Genomic DNA, 20,196 nt, shown 5'->3' on the forward strand with positions numbered 1-20,196 from the left:
TAAGAATCTGGAACCAGGTTCTAAATTGTTGGAATTAAAATTCCAAAGGATTGCCATGACGCTCAGCACCCCCCTCTCCGGTGTAAACAAACCCTTCAAAGGGATCTTGCTGATCGTCGCGGCGACCTTCCTCTTCTCCAGCCATGATGCGATATCGAAGTACCTCTCCGGTTTTTACCCGATTGTCATGGTGGTCTGGGCCCGATACCTGGTGCACACCTTGTTGATGGCCGGGATTTTTTTGCCGCAGTCCGGGTTACGTGTGCTACGCACCAAACGCCCCTTGCTGCAGTTGGCGCGAGCGTTGTGCCTGCTGGGCACCAGCCTGTTTTTCACCACCGGTCTTTTGTACATTCCCTTGGCCGAAGCCACGGCGGTCAACTTTCTTGCGCCGGTGCTGGTCACCGCATTGTCGGTGCCGCTGCTCAAGGAACACGTCACGCGCGGGCAATGGATCGCGGTGATTTGCGGCTTTGTCGGCGTGCTGATCATCGTCCACCCCGGCGGTGAACTGTTCACCCCGGCGGTGTTGCTGCCGTTCTGCTCGGCGATGTTTTTCTGCTTCTATCAATTGCTGACCCGCAAGCTCAGCCAGATCGACAGCCCGACCACCAGCAACTTCTTCGCCGGGTTGTGCAACACGTTGGTGATGAGCGCGCTGGTGCCGTTCTTCTGGCAAGTACCGACGCTGGGGCATGGGTTGTTGATGCTGGCGCTGGGGAGTTGCGGGATGACCGCGCACTTGTTTCTGACCCAGGCCTTCCGCCACGCCGCCCCGGCATTGCTGGCGCCGTTTGGTTATTGCCAGATTGTGTTTGCCGGACTGCTCGGTTGGCTGCTGTTCTCCCACACGCCGACCCTGACCACGGTGGTCGGGATCGCGGTGATTTGTTGCAGCGGGTTGGCGGCGGCGTGGCAGCAGAGTCGTCGATAGCGGCAGGCCTGGAATCAGGCCTGCCGGGGTAGGGCGTTTCAGTCGCTGACGGTAGGAATCTTGCGCGGTGCCATGAAGTACATCCAGATCAGTGCGATGAAGTACATCGCCGGAATCAGGGTGAACAGCACGGTGTAGTTGTTGTTGGTGACGGTGAGGATGTGGCCGACCAACTGCGTCATGAACATCCCGCCAATCGCCGCGCACATCCCGCCGAAGCCAAACACCGTGCTCATCATGTGCTTGGGCGTGTAGTCCATCACCAGGCTCCAGATGTTCGCGGTCCAGGCCTGGTGCGCGCCGATGGCCAGGGAAATCGCCGCCACCGCGACCCACAGGTTGCTGGAGCCGGCGGCCATGATCACGCCGATGATGCAGCAGGCGAACAGCAGCATGGACATCAGCCGCGCCTTGATCGGGTTGATCCCGCGACCGATCAGGAACGAGGAGAGGATGCCGCCGCCGACACTGCCGAAGTCCGCCGTCAGGTAAATGATGATCAGCGGGATGCCCATCTGAGTCACGTTGATGCCCAGGTTGTATTGCTGATTCAAAAACGGAGGCAGCCAGTACAGGTAAAACCAGAACACCGGCGCGGTCATCGAGTAGGCGAGGGCGAAAGCCCAGGTGCCGCGCATGCGCAGGATTTTCGAGAACGGTACGCGGGTTTGTTCCGGTTCGACTTCTTGCTGGATGTAGTCCAGTTCCGATTGTTTGACGCTCGGATGCTCTTCCGGGTTGAAGTACTTCAAGCCCCAGCACACCAGCCAGATCCCGCCCAGTGCCGACATGCACAGGAACGCGGCTTGCCAGCCCCACGCATGCAGGATCAGCGGCAACAGCATCGGGGTGAACATCGCACCGACGTTGGTCCCGGCGTTGAAGATGCCGGTGGCCACGGCGCGTTCGCCGGCCGGGAACCACAACCGGGTGGTTTTCACACAGGCCGGGTAGTTCGCCGCCTCGGTCAAACCGAGAATAAACCGACAGACCATGAAGCCCGCAGCGGACGTCGCCAGGCCATGGGCGCCGGTGGCCAGGCTCCAGAGCAGCACCGCGCAGAAGAACACGCGCTTGACCCCGACCCGGTCGATCAACCGGCCTTGCAACACAAAGCCGATGGCGTAGCCGACCTGGAACCAGAAGTTGATGTTGGCGTAGTCCATCGCCGTCCAGCTCATTTCCTTGGCCAGGATCGGCTGCATGACGCCGAGTGCGGCGCGGTCGATGTAGTTCAGGGTGGTGGCGAAAAACACCAGCGCCAACATGCCCCAACGGGTTTTGCCGACCGCCATGGCGCCGCGGATCTTGGCGCCGATGCCAGCGCTGGCAGGAGTCATGGAGGAACGCTCCATGGGAGAGCTTTGTGAAGGAGTCATGTAGGCCACCGATTATTTTTATGTGGTGTTCTGGGTCTTGGGTAACCGAGCCGAGGGGATGGATGTCCGGGCTCAATGTGCAGTGGATGTTGGGCAGTGGACAAAAAATCGTCAATTCGCCAAGGGCCATTGTGTTCGATAATCGCACATAAAACTAACTGGCTAGTACACTTTGAATTGCTGTACGGGAGCTTGCGGCCAATAATTTATTCCAAGAAAAATGCCGCTTCCGTAGGAGCAAGGCTTGCCCGCGATGGCGTCCCCAAGATCGCCATCGCGGGCAAGCCTTGCTCCTGCAGGGATCGCGTGCAAACCACCGGGAGTCGAAATATGCAGCGTTCCATTGCCACCGTTTCCTTGAGCGGCACCCTGCCGGAAAAACTCGAAGCCATCGCCGCCGCCGGGTTTGACGGGGTGGAGATTTTCGAAAATGACCTGCTTTATTACGACGGCAGTCCCCGTGAAATCAGACAGATGTGCGCCGATCTCGGCATCGCTATCACCCTGTTTCAACCCTTCCGTGATTTCGAAGGTTGCCGTCGCGATCGCCTGCCGCGCAATCTGGAGCGGGCTGAGCGCAAGTTCGACCTGATGCAGGAACTCGGCACCGACCTGGTGCTGGTGTGCAGCAACGCGGCGGCTGACTCGATCGGTGATGAACAGATCCTGATCGATGATTTGCGCCTGCTCGCCGAACGGGCCGGTGCCCGTGGCTTGCGCATCGGCTATGAAGCACTGGCCTGGGGCCGGCATGTGAACACTTATCAACAGGTGTGGAACATCGTGCGCCAAGCCGATCATCCGAGTCTTGGCGTCTTGCTCGACAGCTTCCACACGCTGTCGCTCAAAGGCGATCCAAGCGCCATCGCCGAGATTCCCGGCGACAAGATCTTCTTCGTGCAAATGGCCGACGCGCCGATCCTGGCCATGGATGTGCTGGAGTGGAGCCGGCATTTCCGCTGTTTTCCGGGCCAAGGCGAATTCGACCTGGCGGGGTTCCTCGCGCCGATCATCCAGAGTGGCTACACCGGGCCGCTGTCGCTGGAGATTTTCAACGACGGCTTCCGCGCCGCGCCACCCCGGGCCAACGCCGCCGACGGTTTGCGCTCGTTGCTGTACCTGGAAGAGAAGACCCGCCAGCGTCTGGAGCCGCAAAACCAACCTGTCGATATCCTGTTCGAAACCCCCAAGGCCAGTGAATACAACGGCATCGAGTTTCTCGAATTCGCCGTGGATGAAAGCCTCGGCGCCAAGCTCTCGCATTGGCTGGAACGCCTGGGTTTCGTCAAGGCCGGGCAGCATCGTTCCAAGAGCGTCAGCCTGCTGCGCCAGGGCGATATCAATTTGATCCTCAACTCCGAACCGTACTCGTTCGCCCACAGCTTTTTCGAGGCCCACGGCCCATCGTTGTGCGCCACGGCGGTGCGGGTCAACGATAGCGCCAGTGCCCTGGCCCGCGCCGTCGCCTACAAGGGCCAGCCCTATCGCGGACTGGTCGGCCCCAATGAACTGGAACTCGCCGCCGTGCGCGCACCGGACGGCAGCCTGATTTACCTGGTGGATCAGGACGCCGATGTCTACGGCACCGACTTCAATCTGCAACCGACCGCTACGGCCAGCGGCGGCCTCAAACGCATCGACCACATGGCCATGGCGCTGCCGGCGGACAGCCTCGACAGTTGGGTGCTGTTCTATAAAAGCCTGCTGGATTTCGAGGCCGACGACGAAGTGGTGCTGCCCGATCCCTACGGTCTGGTGAAGAGCCGGGCGCTGCGCAGCCGTGACAGTTCGATCCGCTTGCCGCTGAACATTTCCGAGAACCGCAACACCGCGATCTCACACGCGCTGTCGAGTTATCGCGGCTCCGGGGTGCATCACATCGCCTTCGACTGCGACGACATCTTCGCCGAAGTCAGCCGGGCGAAAGAGGCGGGCGTGCCGCTGCTGGATATCCCGCTCAACTACTACGACGACCTCGCCGCGCGTTTCGATTTCGATGACGAATTCCTCAGCGAACTGGCCTACTTCAACGTGCTGTACGACCGCGATGCCCAGGGCGGCGAGCTGTTTCATGTGTACACCGAGCCGTTCGAAGGGCGGTTCTTCTTCGAGATCATCCAGCGCAAGAACGGCTACGCCGGTTATGGCGCGGCCAACGTGGCGGTGCGGCTGGCGGCCATGGCCAAATCCCGAAGTGGTGCCGTACGTCAGGCAAAGTTGTAGGAAAATCGTAAACACGGGGTTAAACGGCGGCCGCGCGGCTTCCTTCACTGTGCGGCGCGGCCCATAATCGCCAGCCTGTGCAGTGATGGCCGTGAGCCCGCAATGACAATAACTTCAGAACGCTCCATCGCCCCCGGCGAACCGCTTGTCGAGCCTCGCAAGAGTCGCAAGAACAACCCGGAAAAGACCCGCGAGAACATCCTGCAAGAGGCGATCGTCGAGTTCGTCCAGCAAGGGCTTTCCGGCGCGCGCGTCGATGCGATCGCCGAGCGCATCGACACCTCCAAACGCATGATCTATTACTACTTCGGCAGTAAGGAGCAGCTGTATGTCGAGGTGCTGGAGAAACTCTACGGTGATATTCGCAGCACCGAAAACCGTCTGCACCTGGCCGAGCTGGCGCCAGTGGAAGCGATTCGGCGCCTGGTGGAGTTCACCTTCGATCACCACGACCGCAACGTCGATTTCGTGCGCATCGTCAGCATCGAGAACATTCACAACGCCGAGTACGTGAAGCGCTCCGATGCGATCAAGGCGATGAACAACACCATCCTCGATTCACTGAACGAGATCCTGCGTCGCGGGGCTGAAGAGGGTGTGTTCCGGTCGGGCCTGGAGCCGCTGGATGTGCATTTGCTGATCAGTTCGTTCTGCTTCTATCGCGTGTCGAACCGCCATACGCTGGGTGAGATTTTTCAGGTCGACCTGCCGGATGAAGGCATCAAGCAGCGTCATCGGGCGATGATCTGCGAGTCGGTTTTGCGCTATCTGCAGGCCTGACCTGTGGCGAGGGGGCTTGCCCCCGTTGGGCTGCGAAGCAGCCCCCCCGGTCTATCACCCATTCAAACTCTGAAAATGCGCCAACATCCGCTGCGCATCCGGCACCACCCCACTAAACAATTCAAACGCCTTCACCGCCTGAAACACCGCCATGGTCCCACCATCCAGCGTCCGGCAACCCAGCGCGCGAGCGTTGCGCAGCAGTTCGGTTTCCAGCGGAAAGTACACAATCTCCGCCACCCACAAATCAGCCCTCAATAACGCCACCGGCACCGGCGTGCCCGGCAGTTTCTGCATGCCCATCGGCGTGGTGTTCACCAGACCATCGGCCACCGCCAGCGTGCTCGCCAGATCATGCCCAGCTACCGCCCGACCCGCACCAAAATGCTGATTGAGATTGTTCGCCAGCGCCTGCGCCCGACTGTGATCCACATCGAAAATGCTCAGCTGCTGCACGCCCTCACTCAACAACGCATGGGCCACTGCCGCACCCGCGCCCCCGGCGCCCATTTGCACCACGCGCTCACGGGCAACGTCCCGCAGGCCCCGGCGAAACCCTTCGGCAAACCCCAGGCAGTCGGTGTTGTGGCCGACGCGTTTGCCATCCTTGAGCACCACCGTGTTGACCGCACCAATCCCCCGGGCTTCCGGGGACAATTCGTCGAGCAACGGGATGATCGCCTGCTTGCACGGAAAGGTGATGTTCAGCCCGGTGAAGTTCATGCGTTCGGCGGCCATCAGCAGATCGGGCAGGGCATTGAGGTCGAGTTTCAACTGATCAAGGTCGATCAGGCGATACAGATAACGCAGGCCCTGGGCATCGCCTTCATGCTCGTGCAGCGTCGGCGTGCGCGAGGCCTGGATGCCAGCGCCGATCAGTCCGGCCAGTACAACGTCGTTCTGAGACATGGCGTTCACCCCTGCAAACGATGGCTGAAATGCTCCAGCGCCAAACGATAGCCGTGGCTGCCGAAACCGGCCATTACCGCCGTGGCGATGGCCGAGACAAAGGAGTGGTGACGGAACGGTTCGCGGGCATGGACGTTGGACAGGTGAACTTCGATCACCGGCAGTTCACTGGCCACCAAGGCGTCGCGAATCGCCACCGACGTGTGGGTCCAGGCCGCCGGGTTGATGACGATCCCGGCGCAACGTCCGCGAGCGGCGTGAATCCAGTCGAGCAATTCGCCCTCGTGGTTGGTCTGGCGAAACTCCACGGCCAGGCCGAACTCTTCGCCAGAGCGCCCGCACAAGGCGGAAATGTCGGCCAGGGTTTCGTGGCCGTAGGTCGCCGGCTCACGGGTGCCGAGCAGGTTCAGGTTCGGGCCGTTGAGCACCAGAACGATAGGGGGCATCGGGGTCTCTCCACTTATTATTGTTGGCGTTGGCTGTAGGGTTCAGCCTGTGGAGATAAATTGTACTAGACGGTTACTTTGGTCAATTGAAGAGGTGGAGGGGCGGGTTTTTGTGTTCGGTGATCGGACGGTTGTTGCTTAGCGAGGCAAACGCTCAACCAGAAAATCGATAAACGCCCGTAACCGTAATGGCATATGCCGACTCTGCGGATAGAGCAGGGTGAACGGCCGCGAGCGCCCGCCATACGGCTTGAGCACCTCCACCAGCGAGCCATCGGCCAATTCGTTTTCGACGATGAAACGATAGGTCTGAAACAACCCCGCACCGTGTTTCGCCAAGGTCACGCCACCCAGCACATCGTCGGAACAACTGAGATTTCCGTCGGCGAGAATCTCCAGCGGCACGCCACTGTCATTGAACAACCAGGCAATCCGCCGCCCGCTGCTGGGCAGTTCGTACTGGATGCATTCGTGCTGCTGCAGATCATCCAGGGATTGCGGCACCCCGGCGCGTTTCAGGTAATCGGGGCTGGCGATCATCACCAGCGCCGCGTCTTCCAGAGGCCGCGCAATCAAACCGGAATCGGGGATGGCCCGCACACGAATCGCCATGTCATAGCCTTCGCCGACAAAATCGATGTTGCGATTGCTGATGTGGGTTTCGACCTTCACCGCTGGAAACCGCGCCCGAAACTCCGGCAACAACGGCAGGATTCGATGGTGGGCGTAGGTCGTAGGAATACTGATGCGCAGGGTGCCGGACGGTTCCTGCTGCTGGCCCATGACCTCCCGCTGAGCTTCAACCAGCTGCGCCAGCGCCTGACGGCATTCCTCGTAATAACGTCGACCACTGTCAGTCAACTTGACGCTGCGGGTGGTGCGCGCAAACAACCGCACCCCCAGGCGTTCCTCCATGCGCGACACCGAACGGCTCACGGCGGCGGGCGTCACCCCGGCCACCAGCGCCGCGGCGGTAAAACTCCCGGCCTCGGCGGCGAGGCAGAACAGTTCGATGCTACCGAGCTGAAGATCGTCGAAGTGTCGTTGCATGATTGGTTACGCCGGGGATCAGATGAAGGCTGGAGCTCTGTATTTATCAAATGCCTGCGCATTAATACAGCGTGTTACTGCGAAAGGTTTGTTAACTATTTTTTGGCGTCGTGGGCAGGGCACGCGTGGTCTCGAAAGCTAGGCTCAATTCAGGTGGCTGACTCGGAGAGTCAGTGCCAGTTATCGGAATTTCAAGGAATGTTGAGCCTTACGGCTTATTAAACCTAACGGATGGGTTAGCATGAGATTGTTCAGTTACAAAGGGTTTTCGATGTTGATCAACTTGCGTGACGAACACTGCCCGCCGCACACCCATGTTGACGGCGGGACATGGAGCGCGCGTTTCAAGTTCAGCTTTTGGCACAACGGTGTCGAGCTTTGGGATGTTGTTCCGCATTCACGCCGGCCACCTGGCGCCGTGCTTGAGGGCTTGCGTTACGGACTCAGGCAACCTGTACACCTGCGCCGTGCGCGCAGTATTTGGTGGGACAAGTTGCAAACGGCATGCCTCGACAATCAGCTTTGGGATTCGCAGGACAACGAAGTCGTGGTGATGAAAAGGATCACAAGCACAACCTACGTGATTGGCTCAGCGTGTTACGAGCCCGATAAGAACAAGACCCTACTGGCCCTGATCGGCGCGCCGGAGGGTGTGGAGATCGAACTTTGAAAACGATTAAAGCGAAAATGCAGGTAGACCGGCCAGTCACTGAAGCAGTACTGGATGAGGCAATTGAGCGGGGGAAAATTCGCCATAAAAGCGCCTTGCAGGCGACAGCGGTGACGTTTCAGGAGGAGTGCCTTACGGTCCGCTTCGAAGATGGATCTGGCGTTTTACTGCCCGTGAAGCACTACCCGGAATTCGATGGTTTTGAAGCCGAGGATTATGCCGATCTGAAAGTAGGCCTCTGCGGCACTGCACTTTTTCATGAGGAAAAGGACCTGCACGTCTCCATCGCCGGGATGATTTCCGCCAGCAAGCCCCTGATGAATATGGCCGCTTCGGTTGTTTCCTCGCGCAATGGCCGGCAAAGCAGCGCCGCGAAGGCTGAAGCGGCCCGGGCTAATGGCAAAAAGGGCGGTCGCCCGCGCAAGGTCGAAGTCATCCCGTAAACAACACCCACAAAAAAGCCGTCATCAAGACGGCTGATTTGTATCGGGCACCTGCGATCACCGCCGAGTCAACAACACCCCGGATTCCATGTGATGGGTCCACGGGAACTGGTCGAACATCGCGCATTGGGTAATGCGGTGAGTGTCGTGCAGTTGGGCGATGTTGGCCGCCAGGGTTTCCGGGTTGCAGGAGATGTACAGGATGTTGTCGAAGCGGCGGGTCAGTTCGCAGGTGTCCGGGTCCATGCCGGCACGGGGCGGGTCGACGAAGACGCTGCCGAATTCGTAGCTCTTGAGGTCGATGCCGTGCAGGCGTCGGAACGGCCGCACTTCGTTCAAGGCTTCGGTCAGTTCTTCGGCGGACAAACGCACCAGGGTGACGTTATCCACCGCGTTTTCGCTGAGGTTGCTCAACGCCGCGTTGACCGAGCTCTTGCTGATTTCAGTGGCGAGGGCTTTGCGCGCGCGGGTGGCCAGCGGCAGGGTGAAGTTGCCGTTGCCGCAATACAGCTCCAGCAAATCGTCCGTGCGATCGCCCATGGCGTCGTAGGCCCAGTTGAGCATCTTCTGGTTCACGGTGCCGTTGGGCTGGGTGAACGCGCCTTCCGGCTGGCGATAGCTGAAGGTGCGGCCGCCGACTTCGAATTGCTCGACCACGTAATCATGGCCAATGACTTCGCGCTTGCCCTTGGAGCGACCGATGATGCTGACGTTGAGGTCCGCCGCCAGTTTCGACGCGGCAGTGTGCCAATGCTCGTCCAGCGGGCGGTGGTAGCACAGGGTGATCATCGCGTCGCCGGCCAGGGTGGTCAGGAACTCCACCTGGAACAATTTGTGGCTCAGGGCCGCGCTCGCTTGCCATGCGGCCTTGAGCTTGGGCATCAGCTCATTGATGCGCAGGCTGGCGATCGGGAATTCTTCGATCAGGATCGGCGTGCGTTTGTCATCTTGGGCAAACATCGCGTAGTGACGGTCGCCGCCTTCGCGCCACAGGCGAAACTCGGCGCGCAGGCGGAAGTTTTGCAGCGGCGAGTCGAACACTTCAGGTTCTGGCGCACCGAACGGGGCCAGCAGGTCACGCAGGCGCGTGACCTTTTCTTCGAGCTGTACGGCGTAGGCCTGGGAATCAAAAGTCATGCGCTGAACCAACCCAACTTGATCACAAACAGAATCGACAGAATCACCAGCGCCGGGTTCAGCTCACGGGCACGCCCGGACAGCAACTTGATCGCGGTCCAGGAAATGAAACCGAAGGCGATGCCGTTGGCGATGGAATAGGTGAACGGCATGGCCAGGGCAGTGACCACGACCGGTGCGGCCACGGTGATGTCGTCCCAGTCTATTTCGGCCAGGCCGGAAGTCATCAGCACGGCGACGAACAGCAGTGCCGGTGCGGTAGCAAAGGCTGGAACACTGGCGGCCAATGGCGAGAAGAACAGCGCCAGCAGGAACAGGATCGCCACCACGACAGCCGTTAAACCGGTACGACCACCGGCACTCACGCCAGCGGCGGATTCGATGTAGCTGGTGGTGGTCGAGGTGCCCAGCAGCGAACCGGCCATGGCCGCGGTGCTGTCGGCGATCAGCGCACGACCCATTTTCGGCATGTGGCCGTCCTTGCCCATCAGGCCGGCGCGCTTGGCGACGCCGATCAGGGTGCCGGAGTTGTCGAACAGGTCGACGAACAGGAAGGCGAAAATCACGCTGACCAGACCGATGTCCAGTGCGCCTTTGATGTCCAGTTGCAGGAAGGTCGGGGCCAGCGACGGTGGCATCGACATCACGCCGCCGAACGGGGTGACATTCATCGCGATGGAGACGATCGTCACCGCCAGAATGCCGATCAGTACCGCGCCGCGAACCTTCAGGGCTTCGAGGGCGACGATCAGGGCAAAACCCAGGGTCGCGAGGATCGGAGCCGGTTTTTTCAAGTCACCGAGGCCGAGCATGGTCGCCTCGTTACTGACCACGATGCCGGCGTTGTGCAGGGCGATCAAGGCCAGGAACAGGCCGATACCGGCGGCAATCGCCGAACGCAGGGGCAGCGGGATGCTGTTGATGATCCATTCGCGGATGCGGAAGATCGACAGCAGGAAGAAGCACACGGCCGAAATGAACACCGCACCCAGCGCCACTTGCCAGGTATGGCCCATGTGCAGGACCACGGTATACGTGAAGAACGCGTTCAGGCCCATGCCCGGCGCGAGCGCGATCGGGTAGTTGGCGATCAGGCCCATCACCGTCGAGCCGAAGGCCGCGGCCAGGCAGGTCGCGACAAACACCGCGCCCTTGTCCATGCCGGTCTCGCCGAGAATGCTCGGGTTGACGAACAGAATGTAGGCCATGGCCAGGAAGGTCGTGACGCCCGCCAGAATCTCGGTGCGCACGTTGGTGTTATGTGCCTTGAGTTGAAACAGCCTTTCCAGCATGTCTGCTCCCCGTGGCGCGCAGGGCGCCGTGAATGTATCGACCTCAACAGCAAAGCACAGACCGCCCAAGGCGCCCGGGAATTTTCTGTGGGTCGGAAAAAGCCGCGCATCATACCAGCCGCGTGGGGTAATGGCTGCGATCGTCGGCGATGTTTTGCGGTTGGCTGAACTGCGCCATACTGCGCGCCTGTTTTGGGGGAGTGTTCATGGTGGGTGACAAGCGCAACATCGTTCGGTCGTTGGGGCTGTTTTTCGCGTGTATGGCGGGTGCGCCTGCCGTGATGGCCGCGTCGGCACCGCCGTTGACCAACGTTCAGGTGCTCAAGGTGCAGTCGGCGGCGTGCGGGATTGAAAACATTTCCGCCGGACAAGAGCGCACGACATGCGACCACGGCGGCGCAGACATCAAGGTGTATGTGCTGGAGGTGGGGTATGGCCGCAAGCCGACCGTCCAGCTCGACGGCTTCAACCTCGCCGGGGCGCAGCAAAAAGTCTGTGCCTATGGCAATGGCAACCCGACCGAATGCACCGCCACCGAGACAAGGGTCGTCGGCACGCTGTACGTCTTTGACTTGGGGGGCAGGCAGGAAGGGACGTTCAGCTTCAGTAACCGGTCGATCAACGCGCCGGGCAACGTCGTTTCGACGCAGCTTTACATCAAGTAACGGCAGACACGAACAAGGGACACTAAAGCTGACTACGCTTTAAGAATCATCCCGTGGACCGTGCCCATGACCTTTAGAGCCCTGATTACCCTCGCCGAGGGCATCGATGACCTGCAATGCGTGACCCTGATTGATGTGCTGCGCCGCGCTCAGGTTGAAGTGGTGGTGGCCAGCATCGAGGGCCGGCGCATGCTCACATGCGCTCGCGGCACTCGCCTGACCGCCGACGCCATGCTGGTAGACCTGCTGGCCCAACCGTTCGACCTGATTGCCCTGCCCGGCGGTGCTGTTGGTGCGCAACACCTGGCGGCGCATCAACCCCTGGAACAACTGATCAAGGACCAGGCCGCCGCCGGGCGCCTGTTCGCCGGCATCGCCGAAGCCCCGGCGCTGGCGCTGCAAGCCTTCGGGGTTCTGCGTCAACGCCGCATGACCTGCCTGCCCTCCGCCAGCCATCAATTGTCAGGCTGCACCTTCGTCGATCAACCGGTGGTGGTCGACGGCAACTGCATCACCGCCCAAGGCTCGGGCGCAGCGTTGCCGTTTGCGCTGGCGCTGGTGGAACAACTCTGTGGTAAAGCCATTCGAGCGGCAGTGGCGGGGGAGTTGCTGGTTTAGAAACGATCAGACGTGGGCGGCAATGGGCTCGATAGCCGGCTGCTCACGATGTTCCGCCTGCCAGAGGTCGTAGTCGGTTTGACCCCCGAGCCACATTCTGGCTTTACCGATGCCTGCCCGTTCCAGACGTACCGCCAGGTCCGGGCTGATCGGCGCGTGGCCGTGCAACACCCTGGAAAGGTGTGGCCGGGCAAAACCGAGATGGCGGGCCAATTCAGTGACGCTGATGCCAAGCTCGGGTAAGACGTCCTGCAACAATGTTTCGCCAGGGTGCGGCGGGTTGTGCATGGGCATGGTCCTGCCTCCTGTCAGTGATAGTCCAGATAGTCCAGATAGTCGACCAGTTCGATATCCGAGCCAATAAAACGAAAAATAACCCGCCAGTTCCCCGATACGCTGAGCGACCAATATTCGGTCAGATCTCCTTTGAACGGGTGTAACCGCCATCCTGGAAGATCAAGATCGCCAGGCACCACTGCGCGGTCCATGAACTGCAGCATTCGGGGCAGCCGTTTCGCAGGGTCTGCACGAATCCCACGAGTCGAACCGGTTTCATAGAAGCCACGAAGGCCTTTGTGCTTCGAGTGGTATTGCGCCACAGATCAATTCCTTTGAACGCCCATCCCACCCCCGAAGTCGTACCCCTTAATGACGGCGGTTTGCCAAAACGCCGCGAAGGTACGATCAACCGTGAGGTGTTTATGAGCGCGATCACTCCCGACGCAGCGCCGTCGGTGTTCACCCGTCATCCGCTGCGCCTGCGGCTCAACGGCCAGGTCCGTGAGCTTGATGTGCTGCCGTGGACCACATTGCTGGACCTGCTACGCGAGCAACTGGATCTGGTTGGCACTAAAAAGGGCTGCGACCACGGCCAGTGCGGGGCCTGCACGGTATTGCTCAACGGCAAGCGGGTGAATGCCTGCCTGACCCTGGCGGTGATGTGCGACGGCGCCGAGTTGACCACCATCGAAGGCCTGGCCGATGGCGAGGCGCTGCACCCGATGCAGCAAGCCTTCATCAAGCACGACGCCTTTCAGTGTGGTTATTGCACGCCGGGGCAGATCTGTTCGGCGGTGGGGCTGGCCAATGAAGGCCGGGCGCAGACCACGCAGCAGATCAAGGAATTGATGAGCGGCAACCTCTGCCGCTGCGGCGCCTACAGCAATATTTGCGATGCCATTGAAGAAGCCTTGCCCGCCTGCCAGCAAGGAGGCGACCAATGACGCCCTTCCACTACAGCAAACCCAATTCAGTAGAGGACGCTGTGCACCTTGCCGGTCCCGCATCTCGATTCATCGCCGGCGGTACGAATCTTCTGGATTTGATGAAGGAAAATCTCACCCGCCCTGAACATCTGATCGACATCACCGGACTGCCGTTGCGTGAGGTCACGCAAACGCAAAACGGCGGGCTGATGATCGGTGCATTGGTCAGCAACGCCGACCTGGCCTGGCACCCGTTGATCGAACAGCGCTACCCGCTACTGTCCCAAGCCATTCTGGCCGGCGCCTCGCCGCAATTGCGCAACATGGCCAGCACCGGCGGCAACCTGCTGCAACGCACCCGCTGCTACTACTTCTACGACGCCAATGTGCCGTGCAACAAACGCGAACCCGGCAGTGGCTGCCCGGCGCGGGACGGATTGAACCGGATTCATGCGATTTTCGGCGCCAGCGTGCAATGCGTGGCCACCCATCCTTCCGATATGTGCGTGGCACTGGCGGCTTTGGAGGCGGTGGTCCATGTGCACGGGCGCAATGGCGCAAGAACCATCGAGTTTGCTGACTTTCATCGCCTGCCCGGTGACCACCCCGAGCGCGACAACCAATTGGCCGACGATGAGCTGATCACCGCCATTGAACTGCCCGCCGCCGGTTTCGCCGAACATTGCCATTACCTGAAGATTCGCGACCGTGCGTCCTACGCGTTCGCGTTGGTGTCGGTGGCCGCGGCGCTGGAAATGAACGGGCCGGTGATTCGCGAGGCACGTCTTGTCCTCGGCGGGGTCGCCCACAAACCGTGGCGTGACGAAGCGGTCGAGCAATGGTTGGTGGGCAAACCGGCCAGCCGCGAAACCTTCACTGCTGCTGCCGACGCGTTACTGCAAAACGCGCAGCCCCTCGAACACAACGGGTTCAAAGTCAAACTGGCAAGCCGGGCCATCATCCGCGCCTTGAGCGATGCCGCGCCGGGAGTGCAAGCCTGATGTCTACCTTCACCAAGCCCATGGGCCAGCCGCTGGATCGCGTCGACGGTCATCTCAAAGTCACCGGCCAGGCGCGTTATGCCGGGGAGTTTCCCGAGGACGGCCTGCTGCACGGCAGTGTAGTGTCCAGCCGCATTGCCCGCGGTCGGGTCGCCCGCATCGACGCGTCCAAAGCCCTCGCGCTGCCCGGCGTGGTCGCGGTGATCGATCACGGCAACCGCCCGAAGATCGCCAGTTACGACAAAGACTACGAAGACGCCGACTCGGCCGAGGGCTCGCCGTTTCGTCCTTTGTACAACGATCGGGTGCTGTACAGCGGTCAGCCGCTGGTGCTGGTGGTGGCGGATAACCTTGAGCTGGCGCGTTACGCCGGGTCATTGATCGACATCGAGTACGAGGCCGAGCCGCATCAGACCGATCTGCTGAGCCTGCAAGACGAAGCCCATCCGGCACCCGCCGAACTCCCGAAACCCCGTGGGAATTTTCAGGCCGAGTTTGCCGGCGCGGCCATGGGCCTGGACCTGAGCTACAGCACCCCCATCGAACACCACAATCCGATGGAACCCCACGCCAGTACGGTGTTGTTCCAGGCCGATGGCAGCTTGCACATCCATGACAAGACCCAAGGCCCGCAGAACTGTCAGTCCTACGTGCAAAAGGTCTTCGGATTACAAAAAGAGCAGGTCAGGATTTTCGCCGCCTATGTCGGCGGCGCTTTCGGTTCCGGGCTGCGCCCGCAATATCAGCTGCCGCTGGCGGTGATGGCGGCGTTGCACCTCAAACGTTCGGTGCGAGTGACGTTGACGCGCCAGCAGATGTTCACCTTCGGCTATCGCCCCCGCACCTTGCAGCGTCTGCAACTGGGCGCGGCGGCCAACGGACGCTTGCTCGCGGTGGCCCACACCGCCATCGGCCAGACTTCGCGCTTCGAGGACTTCACCGAACATGTGGTGGAGTGGAGCGGCATGCTCTATCACTGCGACAACGTGCAACTGACCTACAAACTGGTGCCACTCGACGTGTTCACCCCGCTCGACATGCGTGCGCCGGGTGCGGCGCTGGGGCTGATCGGGCTGGAATGTGCGATGGACGAACTGGCCTGCGCCCTGGCGATCGATCCGGTGCAACTGCGCCTGATCAACTATTCAGAGCGCAATCAGAACGAAGACAAACCCTATTCCAGCAAAGAACTGCGCGAATGCTATGCCCAAGGTGCGAAGCGTTTCGGCTGGGAAGCGCGTGATCCGGAGCCGCGCAGCATGCGCCAAGGCCGACAACTGGTGGGCTGGGGCATGGCCGGCGGGGTCTGGGAAGCGATGCAACAGAAAGCCAGCGCGAAGGCATCGCTTGATCACAATGGCAAACTCACCGTCAGCAGCGCGACCACGGACATCGGCACCGGCACCTACACGGTGATGACGCAAATCGCCGCCCAGGCGTCGGGCGTTTCGCACAAGGACGTCACCTTTATCCTCGGCGACTCTTCATTGCCCACCGCGCCGTTGCAGGGTGGGTCGTTCACCGTGTCGTCGGTCGGAACAGCGGTGCAGCAGGCGTGTGAAGCACTCAAGGAAAAACTGTTGGCGGTGGCACGCCAGACCTGTCCGGCCTTCGGCGGTGTCACGCTGGAGCAGGCGACGTTCGAGGCAGGGCAGTTGTCCTTCGGTGACGCGCGGGTTTCGCTGGCGGAACTCGCCAGAGACAGCGGCGAAGAAACTTTGGAGGTCCAGGTTGACGCCCAACCCGACCAGAAACGCGACGCCTACGCCACGGCCACCCACTCGGCGGTGTTCGTCGAGGTGTTGGTGGATGAGGATTTAGGCACGGTGAAGGTCAACCGAGTGGTCAGCGCCATCGCCGCCGGCCGGGTGGTCAACCCGAAAATGGCCCGCAGCCAGATTCTCGGCGGCGTGGTGTGGGGCATCGGCATGGCGTTGCACGAAGAGACGCAAACCGACCACGCCCTGGGCCGGCACATGAACCACAGCCTGGCCGAGTACCACATCCCGGTTAACGCCGATATCGGCGACATTGAGGTGCTGTTCGTCGAAGAAAACGACGAGATCGTCAACGCCCTCGGGTCCAAGGGCGTCGGCGAGATCGGCATCGTCGGCGTGGCGGCGGCGGTGGCCAATGCGATCTATCACGCCACCGGCAAACGGGTGCGGGACTTCCCCATCACCCTCGATAAGTTGCTCTAGACCTTGGCTTCTTCCTTGGCCACATGCATGCGGTCGCGGTTGGCCAGGGTCGGGAACAGTTTGATCCAGGTGCCGGTTACTACCAGCGTGCCGATGCCGCCCATGACCACGGCCGGCACGGTGCCGAACCAATGGGCGGTGAGGCCGGATTCGAACTCGCCCAACTGGTTCGAAGCGCCGATGAACAGGCCGTTCACGGCGCTGACCCGGCCGCGCATTTCATCCGGGGTTTCCAGTTGCACGAAGGAGGCGCGGATCACCATGCTGATCATGTCCGCCGCGCCCAGCACCACCAGCACCGCCAGCGAGAACCAGAACGAGGTGGACAGGCCGAAGGCGATGGTCGCGACGCCGAAGATGCCGACGGCGGTGAACATCACCCGCCCGACTTTACGTTCCACGGCAAATCGAGCCAGGAACAACGACATCAATAGCGCGCCCACCGCGGGTGCCGAACGCAGCAGGCCCAGGCCCCAAGGGCCGGTCAGCAGAATGTCCTTGGCGAATACCGGCAGCAACGCCGTCGCGCCGCCCAACAGCACGGCGAACAGATCCAGGGAAATCGCCCCGAGAATGTCCGGACGGCTGCGGATGAAACGAATCCCGGCCAGCAGCGAATCCATCGTCGCCTTGCCCTTGTTCAGTGGCGTTTGCCGGGCCGGCAGGTTGAGCATCAAGCAGCAGGCGATGATGTACAGAATGACCGTCGGGCCGTAGACCCAGACGCTGCCGAACGCGTAGAGCAAACCGCCAAGTGCCGGAGCGACGATGGTGGCCGATTGCTGTGCCGATTGGGCGGCGGCCACGGCGCGGGGGAACAGGGCGCTGGGCACGATGCTCGGCAGCAGGGCCTGGGTGGTCGGCATCTCGAACGAGCGCGCGGCACCGAGCAGGAACGCGAGGATGAAGATCATTTCCCGGGTGACGTGATCGGTGGCGCTGCCGATGGCCAGGGACAGGGCGATCAAGGCTTGCAGGGACTGGCAGATCGCCGCGACCTTGCGTCGGTCGTAACGGTCGGCGACATGCCCGGTGTGCAACATGAACAGCACCCGCGGGGCGAACTCGACCAAACCCACCAGGCCCAGGTCCAGCACGTTGCCGGTCAATTGGTACAGGTTCCAGCCGATGGCCACGGTGAGCATCTGGAAACCGCTGGCGGTAAACACCCGAGCCAGCCAGAACGCAATGAAAGGACGGTGATGACGTAACAGCAGGGGCGCTTGGCTGGGCATCTGACGGCAGGTCTTGAGCGAGGGGAGGGTTGAGACTATCACCAAGCTGTAACAAGAAGTTGCGCTGACAAAAATTTTAGGTAGCTAGACATCGATCTCAAAAATACTGTGCCGATCTCCTGTGGCGAGGGGGCTTGCCCCCGCTGGGCTGCGTAGCAGCCCCCAATGGTTGCGGCTTCATTCAGGCAGAAATAGCGCATTCACCTTTTTACGACTGCTTCGCAGTCGAACGGGGGCAAGCCCCCTCGCCACAGCAAGCCTCCTTGCCACAAGTATTCACTCACCACAGTGAATGTGTTTCAGCACGTAAGCAGAGCAATGAGGCAACCTGTCACGCGTCAAAAGACCACACCGTCCATCGCCAAAAATGGGACTACTCTTTCTACGTTGCTTGATCCAGATCAAGACCCCGCAAGGAATTGATCCGGCGGCCTGATGGCCAGACTCCCTACGTTGTGATGTTTCTAAAAAAAGAACGAATTGGAATTCGCCACACTCCATATCCGTGGGGGCAGAGTGGGTGCAGGGTCATAAGCCCTACAGCCGGTATTACCTGACAGAGGAAGACTTATGTTCGGTTTGGAGGCACTTGATCTCGCCCGGATGCAGTTCGCGTTCACCATCTCGTTCCACATCCTGTTCCCGGCCATCACCATTGGCCTGGCGAGTTACCTGGCGGTACTCGAAGGGCTGTGGCTGAAAACCAACAACGACACCTACCGCGATCTGTACCACTTCTGGTCGAAGATCTTTGCCGTGAACTTCGGCATGGGCGTGGTCTCCGGCCTCGTCATGGCCTATCAGTTCGGCACCAACTGGAGCCGTTTCTCGGACTTCGCCGGCGCCGTCACCGGGCCGTTGCTGACCTATGAAGTGCTCACCGCGTTCTTCCTCGAAGCCGGTTTCCTCGGCGTGATGTTGTTCGGCTGGAACAAGGTCGGACGCAACCTGCACTTTTTCTCCACCGTCATGGTGGCCGTCGGCACGCTGATCTCGACGTTCTGGATTCTCGCGTCCAACAGCTGGATGCAGACGCCACAAGGCTTTGAAATCATCGACGGCCGAGTGATTCCGGTCGACTGGCTGGCGGTGATCTTCAACCCGTCGTTCCCCTATCGCCTGATGCACATGGCGACGGCGGCGTTCGTGGCGACTGCATTCTTCGTCGGCTCCTCGGCAGCCTGGCACTTGCTGCGCGGCAAAGACAACCCGGCGATCCGCACCATGCTTTCGATGGCCATGTGGATGGCCTTGATCGTCGCGCCGATCCAGGCCGTCATCGGTGACTTCCACGGTCTCAATACCCTTGAGCATCAACCGGCGAAAATCGCCGCGATCGAAGGGCACTGGGAAAACGTCGGCGATGAACCGACCCCGCTGATCCTGTTCGGCTGGCCGGACATGAAAGCCGAGAAGACCAAATACGCGGTCGAGATTCCTTACCTGGGCAGCCTGATCCTGACCCACTCCCTGGACAAACAGGTGCCGGCACTCAAGGACTTCCCACCCGAAGACCGGCCGAATTCGACCATCGTGTTCTGGTCGTTCCGGATCATGGTCGGCCTCGGTTTCCTGATGATCTTCACCGGTTTGTGGAGCCTGTGGCTGCGCAAACGCGACAAGTTGTACACCTCGCGGCCGTTCCTGTACCTGGCGTTGTGGATGGGCCCGTCCGGCCTGATCGCGATCCTCGCCGGTTGGTTCACCACGGAAATCGGGCGGCAGCCGTGGGTGGTCTACGGGTTAATGCGCACGGCGGATGCGTCCTCCAATCACAGCTTCGCGCAGATGAGCATTACGCTGGTGCTGTTTGTGGTGGTGTATTTCGCGCTGTTCGGCGCCGGTCTTGGCTACATGATGCGCCTGGTGCGCAAAGGGCCGAAGATCGACGAAGGCAAGGAAACCAACGAGGGGGGGCCTGGCCAGAAACGCACGCCGGCCCGTCCGTTGTCCGCGGCTGACGACGATCACGCCGATGCTGATCACACCGCGACAAAGGAGATTTGAA

At 60.9% G+C, this 20,196-nt stretch carries 20 protein-coding genes; 11 read left to right on the plus strand and 9 right to left on the minus strand.

The genetic code is table 11. The annotated features are described in order from the left end of the window. Positions 1 to 55 precede the first annotated feature (55 nt). Complete coding sequence (locus ACZ89E_RS26950; RefSeq protein ID WP_149662063.1) at positions 56 to 934, plus strand: DMT family transporter; 879 nt, start codon at positions 56 to 58, stop codon at positions 932 to 934. Between the two features lie 38 nt (positions 935 to 972). Here ACZ89E_RS26950 and ACZ89E_RS26955 read toward each other — a convergent pair whose 3' ends face one another. Next, positions 973 to 2,289 carry an MFS transporter gene (locus ACZ89E_RS26955; protein ID WP_476256754.1) on the minus strand — a complete coding sequence of 439 codons (1,317 nt, stop codon included), beginning with the start codon at positions 2,287 to 2,289 and terminating at the stop codon, positions 973 to 975. 354 nt (positions 2,290 to 2,643) lie between these two features. On the opposite strand from ACZ89E_RS26955, the gene quiC reads away from it, so the two are divergent. Together quiC and ACZ89E_RS26965 are read left to right on the plus strand one after the other, a co-directional pair. Continuing rightward, positions 2,644 to 4,536, plus strand: coding sequence for a 3-dehydroshikimate dehydratase QuiC (gene quiC / locus ACZ89E_RS26960; protein WP_463258539.1), 1,893 nt, complete (start codon positions 2,644 to 2,646; stop codon positions 4,534 to 4,536). Positions 4,537 to 4,638: 102 nt separating this feature from the next. Further along, positions 4,639 to 5,316, plus strand: a complete 678-nt coding sequence (locus tag ACZ89E_RS26965; RefSeq protein ID WP_476256755.1) for a TetR/AcrR family transcriptional regulator — start codon at positions 4,639 to 4,641, stop codon at positions 5,314 to 5,316. Positions 5,317 to 5,370: 54 nt separating this feature from the next. Here the strand turns inward: ACZ89E_RS26965 and ACZ89E_RS26970 are convergent, their stop codons facing one another. The 3 genes from ACZ89E_RS26970 to ACZ89E_RS26980 all read right to left on the minus strand — a co-directional run bounded on the left by ACZ89E_RS26970 (position 5,371) and on the right by ACZ89E_RS26980 (position 7,721). Further along, the gene (locus ACZ89E_RS26970) at positions 5,371 to 6,225 is read right to left on the minus strand and encodes a shikimate dehydrogenase (RefSeq protein ID WP_476256756.1); all 855 of its coding nucleotides are present in this window, start codon (positions 6,223 to 6,225) and stop codon (positions 5,371 to 5,373) included. Positions 6,226 to 6,230: 5 nt separating this feature from the next. Continuing rightward, complete coding sequence (aroQ, locus tag ACZ89E_RS26975; RefSeq protein ID WP_149660981.1) at positions 6,231 to 6,671, minus strand: type II 3-dehydroquinate dehydratase; 441 nt, start codon at positions 6,669 to 6,671, stop codon at positions 6,231 to 6,233. Between the two features lie 138 nt (positions 6,672 to 6,809). Next, the gene (locus ACZ89E_RS26980) at positions 6,810 to 7,721 is read right to left on the minus strand and encodes a LysR family transcriptional regulator (protein ID WP_149660982.1); all 912 of its coding nucleotides are present in this window, start codon (positions 7,719 to 7,721) and stop codon (positions 6,810 to 6,812) included. 241 nt (positions 7,722 to 7,962) lie between these two features. Here ACZ89E_RS26980 and ACZ89E_RS26985 point away from each other — a divergent pair, with 241 nt between their 5' ends. Next, complete coding sequence (locus ACZ89E_RS26985) at positions 7,963 to 8,391, plus strand: DUF4160 domain-containing protein (RefSeq protein WP_149660983.1); 429 nt, start codon at positions 7,963 to 7,965, stop codon at positions 8,389 to 8,391. Further along, positions 8,388 to 8,834, plus strand: a complete 447-nt coding sequence (locus ACZ89E_RS26990) for a DUF2442 domain-containing protein (RefSeq protein ID WP_476256757.1) — start codon at positions 8,388 to 8,390, stop codon at positions 8,832 to 8,834. Before ACZ89E_RS26985 ends, ACZ89E_RS26990 begins: the two co-directional genes overlap by 4 nt. A 57-nt stretch (positions 8,835 to 8,891) precedes the next feature. On the opposite strand, the gene trmA is transcribed toward ACZ89E_RS26990, so the two are convergent. Then, positions 8,892 to 9,971 carry a tRNA (uridine(54)-C5)-methyltransferase TrmA gene (trmA, locus tag ACZ89E_RS26995; protein WP_149660985.1) on the minus strand — a complete coding sequence of 360 codons (1,080 nt, stop codon included), beginning with the start codon at positions 9,969 to 9,971 and terminating at the stop codon, positions 8,892 to 8,894. Beyond that, positions 9,968 to 11,263, minus strand: a complete 1,296-nt coding sequence (locus ACZ89E_RS27000) for an NCS2 family permease (RefSeq protein WP_149660986.1) — start codon at positions 11,261 to 11,263, stop codon at positions 9,968 to 9,970. Before ACZ89E_RS27000 ends, trmA begins: the two co-directional genes overlap by 4 nt. A gap of 260 nt (positions 11,264 to 11,523) precedes the next feature. Here ACZ89E_RS27000 and ACZ89E_RS27005 point away from each other — a divergent pair, with 260 nt between their 5' ends. Together ACZ89E_RS27005 and ACZ89E_RS27010 are read left to right on the plus strand one after the other, a co-directional pair. Further along, positions 11,524 to 11,928 (plus strand): DUF4879 domain-containing protein, encoded by a 405-nt coding sequence (locus ACZ89E_RS27005; RefSeq protein ID WP_256672374.1) that lies wholly within the window; start codon positions 11,524 to 11,526, stop codon positions 11,926 to 11,928. Between the two features lie 66 nt (positions 11,929 to 11,994). Next, entirely contained in the window at positions 11,995 to 12,546 is a 552-nt protein-coding gene (locus tag ACZ89E_RS27010; protein WP_476256758.1) for a DJ-1 family glyoxalase III, read from the plus strand. A 6-nt stretch (positions 12,547 to 12,552) separates the two neighbouring features. Here the strand turns inward: ACZ89E_RS27010 and ACZ89E_RS27015 are convergent, their stop codons facing one another. Continuing rightward, positions 12,553 to 12,840, minus strand: coding sequence for a HigA family addiction module antitoxin (locus tag ACZ89E_RS27015; RefSeq protein ID WP_476256759.1), 288 nt, complete (start codon positions 12,838 to 12,840; stop codon positions 12,553 to 12,555). A 14-nt stretch (positions 12,841 to 12,854) separates the two neighbouring features. After that, on the minus strand, positions 12,855 to 13,145 hold the full coding sequence (locus ACZ89E_RS27020) for a type II toxin-antitoxin system RelE/ParE family toxin (RefSeq protein WP_476256760.1): 291 nt from the start codon (positions 13,143 to 13,145) through the stop codon (positions 12,855 to 12,857). 102 nt (positions 13,146 to 13,247) lie between these two features. Here ACZ89E_RS27020 and ACZ89E_RS27025 point away from each other — a divergent pair, with 102 nt between their 5' ends. The 3 genes from ACZ89E_RS27025 to ACZ89E_RS27035 are packed head-to-tail and all read left to right on the plus strand — an operon-like array spanning position 13,248 to position 16,953. Next, entirely contained in the window at positions 13,248 to 13,769 is a 522-nt protein-coding gene (locus ACZ89E_RS27025; protein ID WP_149660991.1) for a (2Fe-2S)-binding protein, read from the plus strand. Further along, positions 13,766 to 14,752 carry an FAD binding domain-containing protein gene (locus tag ACZ89E_RS27030; RefSeq protein ID WP_463258533.1) on the plus strand — a complete coding sequence of 329 codons (987 nt, stop codon included), beginning with the start codon at positions 13,766 to 13,768 and terminating at the stop codon, positions 14,750 to 14,752. Before ACZ89E_RS27025 ends, ACZ89E_RS27030 begins: the two co-directional genes overlap by 4 nt. Next, on the plus strand, positions 14,752 to 16,953 hold the full coding sequence (locus ACZ89E_RS27035) for a xanthine dehydrogenase family protein molybdopterin-binding subunit (RefSeq protein WP_476256761.1): 2,202 nt from the start codon (positions 14,752 to 14,754) through the stop codon (positions 16,951 to 16,953). The genes ACZ89E_RS27030 and ACZ89E_RS27035 overlap by 1 nt, the downstream gene beginning before the upstream one ends. Here the strand turns inward: ACZ89E_RS27035 and ACZ89E_RS27040 are convergent. Further along, positions 16,950 to 18,188, minus strand: coding sequence for an MFS transporter (locus ACZ89E_RS27040; RefSeq protein ID WP_463258531.1), 1,239 nt, complete (start codon positions 18,186 to 18,188; stop codon positions 16,950 to 16,952). The genes ACZ89E_RS27035 and ACZ89E_RS27040 overlap by 4 nt on opposite strands. Positions 18,189 to 18,758: 570 nt before the next feature. Between ACZ89E_RS27040 and ACZ89E_RS27045 the strand changes: the two genes are divergently transcribed. Next, positions 18,759 to 20,195: a cytochrome ubiquinol oxidase subunit I gene (locus ACZ89E_RS27045; RefSeq protein WP_476256762.1), complete on the plus strand. Its 1,437-nt coding sequence runs from the start codon at positions 18,759 to 18,761 to the stop codon at positions 20,193 to 20,195. Position 20,196 lies beyond the last annotated feature (1 nt).

Source organism: Pseudomonas sp. TE3899 (assembly GCF_056279105.1).